Origin of the sequence: Eisenibacter elegans DSM 3317 (assembly GCF_000430505.1) — a bacterium.
In the GTDB taxonomy this organism is placed as follows: domain Bacteria; phylum Bacteroidota; class Bacteroidia; order Cytophagales; family Microscillaceae; genus Eisenibacter; species Eisenibacter elegans.
This window is the reverse complement of the sequence record NZ_KE387154.1, coordinates 360,122-372,848: the sequence shown is the minus strand read 5'-3', so window position 1 is coordinate 372,848 and position 12,727 is coordinate 360,122. Positions and strand designations below refer to the sequence as shown.

Below are 12,727 nucleotides of genomic sequence, written 5' to 3'. Positions count from 1 at the left end.
GATAAGCGCCACTAACTGGTGTTTTGAGCGCTTCAAAAAGTATTTCGAGGTCTTGCTCCTCTCCATCAGCCAAAGAATCATTCTATCGAAACGATACGTACTCGAAAGCTGCTCAGTTGGCGGGGGTCTTTTATTTTGTCTTTTAGCCCCCAAGTGTGATTTGTGATACGTGTTTGCCCACGTTTGAGGGGTGGGGTATCCGTAGCGGTTTGGATATAGAACCCGTGTTGGCCAATGATGTTTTGTTGTTGGTCTAGCCAAATAACTTCTCCGCGCAGGGCTTTGATGCTGCGGTTGCCGGTGTTTTCAAACTCCATTTCGGCGGTATGGTAGCTATCGTGCGCATAATGTGTAAACTCACTGTGGCGTGCGCGCACGGCTAGGTCAAAATTGGCCGGTTTTATCCCACTGAGCCATTCTAACGTTACTGTCTCAGAGGTTTCATAATTTTGGGGCGCTTCTTCGGCCATAATATTGTACAGCTCTACCTTAATGGTGGTAATTTTGGGCTGGTCTTTCTTAGGCACATTGCTGACGTGTTTTAGGATGTAGATGGGGATTAGGTCACCACTACGATAGGTCATTCGTTTGTAATTCCCAACAATTTCTTTGACTTCAGACTGGACAGTATTGCCGTTGTTGTCCAGTAAGTCATATTTTATGGAGAGACGGCTTACCTCTATGCCCTTGGGCTCTAGGTTGGCCAAGAGAGTATAGCTATAAGCGTTGTCATAGGGGCTAAAATCAGAGCTATGTACTTGTAAATCAAATTTTTCGCTCCAATTATTCTTCACAAGCTCTAGGGCAACCATAGGAGTGGCAAACACTTCGTCTTCGCTTTTGGCAATCTCAACGATGGCTGGATTGTCATCAGTGGGGTAGCTTGATGCATCCGGGTTGTTTGAAGCAGCCCAAAAAATAAGGCCTGATACGGCCCCGATGATGAGCATAGCCACAATGATTATCACACTGGCCACCATTTTTGTATTTTGAGCGGTGCTACCCGACATTGCTACCTGCTCTCCGCTACGGATTTCGCTGATAATGCGGATGGCTTCGTGATTGTCTGGTTGGATTTGTAGGGCGCGGTTGGCGTGTTCGAGGGCTGTGTTTTGGGCTTGTCGGTTGCGGGTATGTACAAACTTGAGCTGATATGCATTGGCGAGCGCCACATAGAGTGAGGCTTGAAAAGGGCGTAACGTAGCCGCTTGCTCAAACTCCGGGATGGCATCCTGCCAGTTGTTGTGTTTCATAAAAGCTCGCCCCCGCGTAATACAAGCATCAGCAGTTGCTTGTATTTGGGTATATTCGTGCTCGCTAATACCAGAGCTAAGGGCTATTTCGCGCAGCTCGGCCTCACTCAAAGCCTGCTCCTTCAGCTGGAAGCTGAGCAATTTGTTGAGATAAGCTTCTATCTTGGCGGTATTGTCCATAGATGTGGGTGTTTGTGTCTCAAAAAAATGGCAAGCCTAGTACTTCATTTTTTGAAGTTACAAAAATTGGCTGCCAAAAACAACTGATAATCACCCGAACGATAAAAAGCCTTGGCTTGTTTAGTTACAAAAATGAACTTATTGGCGGTCTGATTGCTTCCATCAAAAAAATCTCGTAATATCGCTCACTATTCTCCAACAGAAACTCTTCTTATGGCAGTACAAATCAAACATTTGCTCAAACAATATGACCTGAGGCATACCAGTTGTCGTGCGGATACGCTCAAGGCTTTCTTGGGTAGCCCCTTTGCGCTCTCCAATGCCGACATAGAGCAGGCCGTCGGCAAAGAATATGATAGGGTTACGGTATACCGAACCCTGAAAACATTTTTAGAAAAAGGGGTTATCCACAAAGTGCTCGACGATAGCAGTACCCTCAAGTATGCGCTATGCGCACATACTTGTAATGAAGCCTCTCACAACCACGAACACGTACACTTTAAGTGTGAGGCCTGTGGCAACACTACTTGTTTGGAGAACGTACAGATTCCTGCGTTGAAGTTGCCTCAAGGCTACCAAGTCCACGAAACCAATTTGCTTATCCAAGGGCAGTGCCCGAATTGTCGATAATGTTATGACACGCCTCATTGCTTTGTTTTCTCCCAAAAACCCTGCTTTAGGGCAGCAGCAGTACCTTGTGCCCTTGTTGGTTGCTATGCACATTGCCGGGGTTTTGGGCTTGTATCATCCGGTATCAAGGCCGCTTTTCCAGCTCTTAGTTCCCTTCAATCTTTTGGCCAGCGCCGGCTTTTTGATTTGGCTACACCCACACCACAACCCTGCGTTTTGGTTTTTTGTAGGCTTTTCGGCTATTGTAGGCTTTTTGGCAGAGGTAGCCGGTGTTCATACTCAAGCTATTTTCGGCACTTACTGGTATGGCGCAGCGCTTGGCCCCAAGCTCTGGGAAGTCCCACTGATGATAGGGGTCAATTGGTTTATGCTTAGCTATGCTGCCGGCACTATTATCAGCTTGTTGTGGGAAGGCTTTTGGTGGCTCAAGGCCTTGGTTGCCGCCGCCCTGATGGTCGCCCTAGATATTTTGATAGAGCCTGTGGCCATACGACAAGATTTCTGGTATTGGGCTGATGGCCACATTCCCTCACAGAATTTTGTAGGCTGGTATTGCGTGTCAGTGATTATCTTAGCCGTATTTTTTGGGTTGCGTGTCGTTCGTCCACAAGAGCAGGGTTACAATCCCTTGGCCTTATGGTTGTTTTTGTTGCAAGGAATGTTTTTTGCCGCGCTCAATCTTTTGTATTGGCTGGGCGGGGCATAGGCTTCTCCCACTTACTAGAGGGGAATTATTTGAGCTGCTTTGGCAACCAAGTAACCAACTCAGGGTAGCAAATAATGGCTACCAATAAGATGCCCTGTATAATCACAAAGGGGATTATCCCACGATAAATATCGGCAGTACGCACCTGTGGGGGCGCAATTCCTTTGAGATAAAACAACGAAAAGCCAAAGGGCGGTGTCAAGAAGGAGGTTTGCAAATTCATCGCCATCAATACCCCTACCCATACCAAATCAATGCCCATAGCCTTGAAACTAGGAATAACCACGGGCACGATGATGAAGATAATCTCGATAAAATCAATGAAAAACCCGGCGACAAACATCACCACCATCACCAAGGCCAAAAAAGCATAGGGACTGAGATTGGCCGCCTGAATCAACTCTATGAGGTAGTCGTCGCCTTTCAAGGCTCTAAAAACCAATGAGAAGGCCGTAGCTCCTACCAAGACCAAGAATACCATCACCGTAATGTGGGTGGTGCTGCGCATTACCTGCTGGAGGGTACTCAAGTTGAGCCGCCCTTGGAGCAAGGTCAGCAGGCTAGCCCCAATAGCTCCCACAGCGGCAGCCTCAGTAGGTGAGGCAATGCCAAAAAAGATAGAGCCCAATACCGCCACAATCAAGGACATAGGCAGCAAAAAAGCCATCAATACCTGCCTCCAAAAGTTGCCCGAGCGAAAAGCTGCTAGCTCTGCTGCCGGAATAGGCGGTACTCGCGCAGGATATACTACAGCATACCCCACAATGTAAAGCAGGTATAACCCTACCAAACTAAAGCCGGGAATAAAGGCTGCCGTAAACAACTGCCCTACTGATACGCCCATCACACTACCCAAAAGCACCAAGACCACACTCGGGGGGATAATCTGCCCCAGTGTACCCGAGGCGGCAATGGTCCCTGCGGCAAGGGGAATGCCGTAGCCCCGTTTGAGCATCGTCGGCAGGCTAATCAGCCCCATCGTAACTACAGTAGCCCCAACCACCCCCGTAGAGGCCGCCAGCAAGGTTCCTACGACGACTACCGAAATGGCCAACCCACCCGGAATACGACCAAAAAGCAAGGCCATCGTTTCGAGCAGGCGCTCAGCAATACCCGAACGCTCCAACATCATCCCCATATACACAAACAATGGCACGGCAATCAGCACGTAGTTGTTCATGATGCCATAGGTGCGTAGCGCTAAGAGATAAAAAAAGTCGAGGTCAAACAACCACAAGCCAACCACTACTGATAGCCCCCCAAGCGTAAACGCTACAGGATAGCCAACAAGCAGACAAATCAAAGCCAATAAGAAAAATAGCAAGGGCAGTGCGTCCATAAAATTTGGTGTTAAGGGTGGGTAGAAGGCGTATCTGTTGGCGATTTGGGCTTACGAATCTTAGCCACTGCGTCTATGGCCATAGCCAAACCCTGCAAGAATAACAGGCTGAAGCCGATGCTTATCATCGCCTTGATGACATAACGCGCCGGCAGCCCCCCAGGGTCAGCAGAGCCTTCGTTGTAGCTCCACGAAACGAATGCATACTTGAAAGAGGCATAAATCATTACCACACAAAAAGGCAGCAAAAAAAACAAGGTGCCCAACAAGTCTACCCATGCTTGTTGCCGTTCTGACATACGGGTATAAAACACATCTACCCGCACGTGTTGGTCGTGACACAGAGAATAGCCCGCGCCCAACAAGAATATCATCGCAAATAAGTGCCACTCCAAGTCTAAAAAAGCGACAGAGGTGGTTTTGAAAAAATAACGCTGTACCACATCAAAGCTCACCAAGAGCACCAAGGCGCTGGTAAGCCAAGCCGTAATACGGCCTACGGCCTCGTTGAGTTGGTGAATCTTCCGGCTAAACCACTGCATAGGAGAGGTATTTTGGTAAACCCAATCAAGATTGGGAAATATTATGTACTGAAAATCCTTGAGCATCAAGAATATCACATCGGGTGAGCCCTCAAACCAAGTGCGTCTTGGTATACATTTGGTAAAAATACAGTTTGTTTGCCCAGCAGTGCAAATTCCAGACTCATAAAATCTAAATTTTCAAACCCGCCCCAAAATCATTACCTTGCAAAAAGTCCTATCAATAGACGATTGCTTAGGCGCATAAGTCGCCTTATGGTGCTAAAAACATACGTATGAACACTTTCGGACATTTATTCAAGATAACTACTTTTGGCGAGTCGCACGGTACTGCTGTAGGAGTAGTGATAGATGGCTGCCCTGCGGGCATACCCTTCGACCTAGAGGCCGTTCAGGCAGAACTAGACCGCCGCCGCCCCGGCCAGTCGGCCATCGTTACCCAGCGCAAAGAGGCTGACCGTGTGCAGGTACTGTCTGGTGTTTTTGAAGGCCTCACCACAGGTATGCCCATTACCCTCAGTGTGTGGAATGAAGATGCCAAAAGCAAGGATTATAGCCACATAGCCCAACAATACCGCCCCTCACACGCCGACTATACCTACCAAGTCAAATATGGCCTGCGCGACTATCGCGGGGGAGGGCGAAGCTCAGCACGCGAAACCCTAGCCCGGGTAGCCGCCGGAGCTGTGGCCAAAATGCTGTTACAGCCCTTAGGCATTCGAATACAGGCCTATGTCTCACAAGTAGGCGACATCAAGCTCGAACAACCCTACAACACCCTAGACCTCAACCAAACCGAAACAAACGATATCCGCTGCCCCGACCCAGCCACTGCCGAGGCGATGATTGCACGCATACGCGAAGTCCGTAAGGCAGGAGACACCATCGGCGGGGTTGTCAGCGCACTTATCCAAGGGGTACCCGTAGGTTGGGGAGAGCCAGTATTTGCCAAGCTACACGCCTTGTTGGGCGGCGCAATGTTGAGTATCAACGCCGCCAAAGGATTTGAGTATGGCTCAGGCTTTGAAGGGGTGGCGATGCTAGGCTCAGCACACAACGATACTTTCTATCAAGATGAAACCGGACGCATACGTACCCGTACTAATCACTCGGGGGGAATACAGGGAGGAATCAGCAACGGAGAAGATATCTACTTTCGGGTGGCTTTCAAACCCGTCGCAACCCTGATGCAAGACCAAGAAAGCATCGACCACCAAGGGCAGCCTGTAGTCGTATCGGGTAAAGGCCGACACGACCCCTGCGTAGTCCCACGTGCTGTCCCTATTGTAGAGGCTATGGCCGCCCTAGTATTGGCTGACCTCTACCTTATACACCAAGCCAAAAGCTATACCAAGGCGAATCAACACTAAGGACCTCACCCGGCTTGGTTTGCTTGATGTGCAAGGATTTTCCACACACACACATTTCTCAAACTTGTAAACAGAATCACTTTCTGATACCTACTGTCAAACATTGACATAACTTATGAGCCAACACACCCACAACTACATACAATATGGCACACCTTGCAATGCTGAGGAAGTCATCCAGTTTTTAGCCCATACCCTCAACGTAAACACCAAGGCCGAGGCCACAGGCCGCCTCAAGACCCCGCTCTGTATCTGGGGAACTCACGGCATCGGCAAAACACAAATTGTAGAACACTATGCCAAGCAAAATGGCTATGCTTTTCGTTATATCGCCCCTGCGCAGTTTGAGGAAATGGGAGACCTAATCGGTATGCCCAAAATCAAAGAAGTACACAACACTGAGGTTACTGCCTTTGTCCCTCCCGAATGGGTGCCAACAGAAAATGGCCCGGGAATTTTACTCATCGATGATGTCAACCGCGCTGATGACCGCATCCTGAGGGGCATTATGCAGCTCCTCCAAAACTATGAACTGGCCAGCTGGAAAATGCCACCGCAATGGCATATCGTCTTGACAGCCAACCCCGACGGGGGCGATTACTCGGTTACGCCGATGGATTTTGCCTTTGTTACCCGAATGATGCACATCACCCTCAAGTTTGATGTAAAGCAATGGGCGCTGTGGGCCGAAAAAAACGAGGTAGATGCCCGCGGTATCAACTTTGTCCTGACCTACCCCGAGATTGTCAGCGGAGAACGCACCACTCCCCGCACCTTGGTACAGTTTTGTGAACACATCCAGCCCATCTCCGACTTGGCCAAGCAAATCAGTTTGGTCAAAATGTTGGCCGATGCCTGCCTAGATAGCGCCACCGTAACGGCCTTCTTGGCCTTTGTCAATAATCAGCTCAACCAGCTCCTCTCCCCAGAGCAAATCCTCTACAGCAAAAATTTTGATAAAGAAGTACTGGAACACCTCCAAACCCTGACGAATCAAGACACCCAACGGGTCGATATTCTCTCTACCATCACAACGCGACTGGTAAACCATCTCTTACTCAATGAGCAAAAGAAAATCGCCACCACAGCCCTAGAAAACCTCAAAAAATACTTGAAAATGAGCTTCTTGCCCAATGATATGCGCTTCCTCGCTGTCCGTGATTTGGTCAACTCCAACAACAGTGCCGTCCAGAATATTGCCACCGACCCAGAGTTGAGCAAAGTTTTGCTCTCAGGAGCGATATAATCCCAAGCAATTTGGGCTTATTTTTGAGGGCATAAAGCACTTCAAACAACCCTTACACCTGCCCCATACATCTGGCAGGTTGGTAAGCTTGGTTCAGAATACTTAACACCTATTGATTACTCTTCTGAAACAAAAATACGCGACTCCCTTGGAAACTTTCCGCAAAAAACTAGTCGAACTATTTGACCTTAACCCGATTGAAGACCCGCTATTGCGGCAAATCGAGCGGACTTTTTATGTCCTCATCTTGGTCAGTACAGTGGCTGTTATTTTAGAAACCTTCCCTCATATTGATGCCCGCTTCAATTTCAGCCTCGAAGTATTGGAGAGTTTCGTAACAATCATATTTTTGATAGAGCTTATCCTGAGACTGTGGACACTCAAAGAAATTTTCGGGCAACACCCCACACGCTGGGACAGATTTTTGATTCTATTCTACCTTTTTATCGATGCGCTGGCTGTAGTACCTGCGCTGGTATTTGCGCTTTTGGGCAATCATCACGACTATTTCCTCACCTTCCGCCTCTTGCGGATGTTCAAGGCCTTCCGTCACGACCACTCCGTAGAGCTGGTGCTCAAGGCCATTTTGCGCAAAAGACAGGAGCTGCTCCGCTCGGCCATCTTAGTGCTGATTTCGGCAGTCTTTTTGTCAGTGGTGTTATATGAAGCTGAGCATAACTTCGAGCTAGGAGACCCTAAAAAACTCGCCAAACTAGAACAGAAAACCCCTTTTAAGGACATTTATTCGACGCTGACCTGGACTTTCTCCTTCTTCGTAGGCGACCCTGCCGGGTATCAGGAAAATGATATGAGCCCCATCACACCCACCGGGCGCGGGGTAGCTATGTTGATTGGTTTGCTCAATATTGCTGTTTTGGTCATCCCTACGGCCATCATTGCCTCTGGCTTTATTGAAGCCGTAGAAGAAGAGCAGCTCACCTCCAGCTATTCGAGACTCAAAGAAGCTTTTAGGCCAAAATACAACGAAGTACTCGAAATACCTGTATATGAGCGCCCCCGTACCGTGATGACTGTCCAAAATGCGCTGAATATCTACGAAAACCAACTCTACAAAATCGTAGCCCTACAAGATGGCTTCCGGGTACGTTCAGTACAATCTGCCGAAGACGAAAAGTACAACGATACCAACCTGTTAGAGTTCTTTGGCTATGGCCGCCTCACGCCCTACGGCGTACATATGCCCCAAGAAACTCCCGGCTTCAAGAGCCTTGTGGTCTGCCCACGCAGCGAGTCGCAGGTCGGCATTGGGTATTTTGCTTATTGTACGGCAGCCTTACTCCAAAAACCGCTGTTGTCTAACGAACGGTTTCAGAAACACGCCCTTGCCGCAAATCTGGATATGGATTTTTGGGATACAGACTACCTTGTGGAGCCGCCCCCCGGCCTAAGGCCCAGCTCTAAGGAGTATCGAAAGCTGCCTATCAAAACCAGAGCCTTGTTTGCTTTCAAGAAAGATATCCGACACTATATCGCCCAAGGTATCAGCCGCGTGGTCATCATCGATTATAGTACTGAGCTAGGAGAGCAGCCCTTCGCCATAGAGCCTTGCTTCGATGATCCACGCCCGCTGGCTGTGTGGTTGCGCTCCCAAAATTTACTCGTAACCAAGCTCTTGGTCAATGTCAAAACCCTAGAACAATACTCCTACCTGCGTTATATCCGTGAGGCCAGTGAGGCGTTGAGAGCATATTGGAAAACTTATGAGCAAAAACCTCCTGAGCCGCCAGCTCCAAAAACTACCCGAAAACCCAACAACAGACGCAAACCACGGAATGGCCAGAAGTAATCTCCAATAGAAGCTAGTTGGAGAAATATGTCTGCTGAGCATCAAACAAATTTCAATACACGCCCTAGTAGCCCAGTGTAGTCTGTAATGTGCTAAAATAAGCTGGGGCGTGGCGCAGCCTACTGCCATACCATGAAAACAGTTCTCCATCTACAAGCAATAATTTAGCCTCTGGCAAGAGCGCTTGTAGGTCGGCCAAATGCTTTTCGGCAAAAGGGTATGGCTCCGACGAGAGCAGCACTACCTGCGGACTCAGCTGCTTTAGGTCGGCATCGCTCAGCTCCGGATAGCGGCTTTTTGGGTCAGTAAGCGCGTTCTGCCAGCCACAAGCCTCCAACATTTGGTGGATAAAGGTATCGCATCCGGCAGCCATCCAAGGCTTTCGCCAAATCAAATACAACACACGGAGAGGCTTAGCAGACACAGAGGCGGAGGCCAAACCCCTAAAGCCTAGGCTGATTTCTTGTACCAAGGCCTGAGCGGCGGCCTCGGTCTGAGTCAGTTGGCCGATGGTTTGCATCATCTCCAAGGAATCAGCAAGGGTATAGATGTCGCTCATCCACACAGGGTATTGTGTGGCCAACTGCTCGATGCCTTCACGATAGTTTTCTTCTTTGTTGCCAATGATGAGGTCGGGCTGAAGAGCGGCAATGTGTTCGAAGCGGAAGTTTTTGGTTCCCCCTATTTTTGTCGTATTTTTGCAGGCCTCTTTCGGATGGATACAGAATTTGGTAATCCCAACCACCCGATGTGCTAAGCCCAACTCAAAGAGCAGCTCTGTTTGTGAGGGAACTAAGGAAATGATGCGTTGAGGAGCTTCTGGTACTTGCACCTCTCTCCCCATTTGGTCTTGTACGGTAGGCATACAATCAATTTGATAAATAAAATTGAACACATAAAGCTTGAAGCAAGTGCTACATCGATACGCAAAGCTACAATGCTTTGGCTTTTGTGCCCCCTACCATCTCCCAAAAATAGCCACAACGCCTCGGTGGCAAAAATATTTTGCCCTTGGAGCATTGCTTGAAAGGTCTGAGGATAGACACTTGATTTTCAGTTGTTTGAAAATAGACGTTTAAGCAAAACTTTAATACCTAAGTATTTGAAAATCAAACAATTGACAGTATTCAATATACGTCTTTTGGCCGAAACCAAGCCTCATGTTTCGGTGTTATATTTGTTAAGTCTTTAAAGAAAAACCCTGTTATACCTTTTTGTTCATCTTGTTAGCCCCCTGTTTCGCCCATGGAAGTAATCAAAAGAGACGGACGACGAGAGCCGGTGAAGTTCGACAAAATCACTGCCCGTATTGAAAAGCTCTCGTATAGCCTAGACCGCAACTATGTGTCGCCAGTAGAAGTAGCCATGAAAGTCATCCAAGGCCTGTATGATGGCGTAACGACCATAGACCTCGACAACCTCGCTGCCGAGATTTGCGCCACCATGGCCACCAAGCACCCCGACTATGCCAAGCTCGCCGCCCGCATAGCCATCTCGAACCTACACAAAACTACCCTCAAGTCATTCTCCAAAACCATTGAGAAACTCTACAGCTACATAGACCCTCGTACCGGAGAAGCCGCCGGGCTGATTTCGGAGGAGACCTACCGCATTGTCAAAAAACACGCTGCCCGCCTCAACTCGGCCATCATCTACGACCGCGACTACAACTACGACTACTTTGGCTTCAAAACCTTGGAGCGTTCGTACCTCCTCAAAACAGATGGTAAAGTAACCGAGCGCCCCCAGCATATGTTGATGCGTGTAGCAGTGGGCATCCACGGCGAAGACATCGAGGCGGCCATCGAGACCTACAACCTCATGTCCGAAAAGTGGTTCATCCACGCCACACCGACGCTTTTCAACGCCGGCACCCCCAAGCCACAGCTCTCGTCTTGTTTCTTGCTAACGATGAAAGACGACAGCATAGAGGGCATTTATGATACCCTGAAAGACTGCGCCAAAATCTCACAATCTGCCGGAGGTATCGGCCTAGCCATCCACAACATCCGCGCTACCGGTACTTATATCAAAGGTACCAATGGCTATTCCAACGGCATTATCCCGATGCTGCGTGTCTTCAATGACACCGCCCGCTACGTAGACCAAGGCGGGGGCAAGCGCAAAGGGGCTTTTGCGGTATACCTAGAGCCTTGGCACGCCGACGTGTTTGAGTTCTTGGATTTGAAGAAAAACCACGGCAAAGAAGAAATGCGTGCCCGCGACTTGTTCTATGCTATGTGGATTCCTGACTTGTTTATGAAGCGTGTTGAGGCCGACGATACTTGGTCGCTATTCTGCCCACACGAAGCCCCCGGGCTACACGAAACCTTCGGCGAGGAGTTTGAAGCCCTCTACGAAAAATATGAGCGCGAAGGCCGCCCACGCAAAGTAGTCAAAGCACAAGAGCTTTGGTTTAAGATTGTAGAATCACAAATCGAAACCGGTACGCCTTATATGTTGTATAAGGACCACGCCAACGGTAAGTCAAACCAGCAAAATTTAGGGACTATCAAGTCGTCAAACTTGTGCTGCGAGATTATCGAATATACCGACAAAGACGAGATTGCCGTTTGTAACCTTGCCTCGCTGTCGCTGCCCAAATTTGTGGTCGATGGCAAGTTTGACCACAAGCAGCTCTTTGAGGTTACTAAGGTTGTTACGCGCAACCTCAACCGCATCATCGACATCAACTACTACCCCGTACCCGAAACAGAGCGCTCCAACCGCCGCCACCGCCCCATCGGTATCGGAGTACAAGGCCTGGCCGATGCTTTTGCCATGCTACGGATGCCCTTTGAGTCTGAAGAAGCACGTGGACTGAACAAAGACATTTTCGAGACCATCTACTATGCCGCCCTTACAGCCTCTTTGGAGTTGGCCAAGAAAAACGGCCCTTACGAGACCTTCCCCGGCTCTCCCATCTCCAAGGGCATCTTCCAATTCGATATGTGGGGCGTACAGCCTAACTCCGGACGCTGGGATTGGGAAGCCCTCCGCCAAGAGATTATGCAACATGGCATCTACAACTCACTGTTGCTAGCGCCTATGCCTACTGCCTCTACCTCTCAGATTTTGGGCAATAACGAATGTTTCGAGCCATTTACCTCCAATATGTATCTGCGCCGCGTGCTTTCGGGCGAGTTTGTCGTCGTCAACAAACACCTTCTGCACGACTTGGTAGAGCTGGGTATTTGGAATGAGGAGCTGAAAAATAAGATTGTGGCTGCCGACGGTTCTATCCAAAACATCGCCGAAATTCCACAAAACCTCAAAGACCTCTACAAAACCGTCTGGGAGGTGAAGCAAAAAAGTATCCTCGAAATGGCGGCTGACCGTGGTGCCTTTATCTGCCAAAGCCAGAGCCTTAATATCCACATGCAGGAGCCGACCTTTGCCAAGCTCTCGTCCATGCACTTCTATGCCTGGAAGCTTGGCCTCAAAACCGGCACTTATTACCTCCGCACACAGGCCGCCGCCGATGCCATCAAGTTTACCCTTGACAAGTCGAAGCTGACCCAAGAGCAACCCCGTACTGTAGCCGCTATGCAGGCCACCCTAGCCGCCAGCGAAGACCCCAACGGACCGGCTTGCTCGCTCGATGACCCCGATTGTGAGGCCTGCAGTGCCTAAGCCGAGGTTTTCGTACCAAAA

The 12,727-nt window shown here is 49.1% G+C and carries 10 protein-coding genes; 6 read left to right on the top strand and 4 right to left on the bottom strand.

The window, feature by feature from the left end; all coding sequences use genetic code 11:
- Window positions 1-77: 77 nt before the first annotated feature.
- Window positions 78-1,433: a tetratricopeptide repeat protein gene (locus G499_RS0117510; RefSeq protein WP_027001010.1), complete on the bottom strand. Its 1,356-nt coding sequence runs from the start codon at window positions 1,431-1,433 to the stop codon at window positions 78-80.
- A gap of 213 nt (window positions 1,434-1,646) precedes the next feature.
- Between G499_RS0117510 and G499_RS0117500 the strand changes: the two genes are divergently transcribed.
- Window positions 1,647-2,063: a Fur family transcriptional regulator gene (locus tag G499_RS0117500; protein WP_027001009.1), complete on the top strand. Its 417-nt coding sequence runs from the start codon at window positions 1,647-1,649 to the stop codon at window positions 2,061-2,063.
- 4 nt (window positions 2,064-2,067) lie between these two features.
- Complete coding sequence (locus G499_RS0117495) at window positions 2,068-2,769, top strand: carotenoid biosynthesis protein (RefSeq protein ID WP_051296370.1); 702 nt, start codon at window positions 2,068-2,070, stop codon at window positions 2,767-2,769.
- A 25-nt stretch (window positions 2,770-2,794) separates the two neighbouring features.
- Here the strand turns inward: G499_RS0117495 and G499_RS0117490 are convergent, their stop codons facing one another.
- Together G499_RS0117490 and G499_RS20620 are read right to left on the bottom strand one after the other, a co-directional pair.
- Window positions 2,795-4,108: a TRAP transporter large permease gene (locus tag G499_RS0117490; protein WP_027001007.1), complete on the bottom strand. Its 1,314-nt coding sequence runs from the start codon at window positions 4,106-4,108 to the stop codon at window positions 2,795-2,797.
- A gap of 11 nt (window positions 4,109-4,119) precedes the next feature.
- A complete protein-coding gene (locus G499_RS20620) occupies window positions 4,120-4,650 on the bottom strand; it encodes a TRAP transporter small permease subunit (RefSeq protein ID WP_051296369.1) in 531 nt (176 codons plus the stop codon).
- A gap of 275 nt (window positions 4,651-4,925) precedes the next feature.
- Here G499_RS20620 and aroC point away from each other — a divergent pair, with 275 nt between their 5' ends.
- The 3 genes from aroC to G499_RS0117470 all read left to right on the top strand — a co-directional run bounded on the left by aroC (window position 4,926) and on the right by G499_RS0117470 (window position 9,073).
- The gene (aroC, locus tag G499_RS0117480) at window positions 4,926-6,020 is read left to right on the top strand and encodes a chorismate synthase (RefSeq protein ID WP_027001006.1); all 1,095 of its coding nucleotides are present in this window, start codon (window positions 4,926-4,928) and stop codon (window positions 6,018-6,020) included.
- 115 nt (window positions 6,021-6,135) lie between these two features.
- Window positions 6,136-7,266 (top strand): AAA family ATPase, encoded by a 1,131-nt coding sequence (locus G499_RS0117475; RefSeq protein ID WP_027001005.1) that lies wholly within the window; start codon window positions 6,136-6,138, stop codon window positions 7,264-7,266.
- A gap of 148 nt (window positions 7,267-7,414) precedes the next feature.
- Complete coding sequence (locus G499_RS0117470) at window positions 7,415-9,073, top strand: ion transporter (RefSeq protein WP_027001004.1); 1,659 nt, start codon at window positions 7,415-7,417, stop codon at window positions 9,071-9,073.
- Between the two features lie 64 nt (window positions 9,074-9,137).
- On the opposite strand, the gene G499_RS0117465 is transcribed toward G499_RS0117470, so the two are convergent.
- On the bottom strand, window positions 9,138-9,938 hold the full coding sequence (locus G499_RS0117465) for a helical backbone metal receptor (RefSeq protein WP_027001003.1): 801 nt from the start codon (window positions 9,936-9,938) through the stop codon (window positions 9,138-9,140).
- A 380-nt stretch (window positions 9,939-10,318) separates the two neighbouring features.
- Between G499_RS0117465 and G499_RS0117460 the strand changes: the two genes are divergently transcribed.
- On the top strand, window positions 10,319-12,706 hold the full coding sequence (locus tag G499_RS0117460; protein WP_027001002.1) for a ribonucleoside-diphosphate reductase subunit alpha: 2,388 nt from the start codon (window positions 10,319-10,321) through the stop codon (window positions 12,704-12,706).
- The last annotated feature ends 21 nt before the right edge of the window (window positions 12,707-12,727 follow it).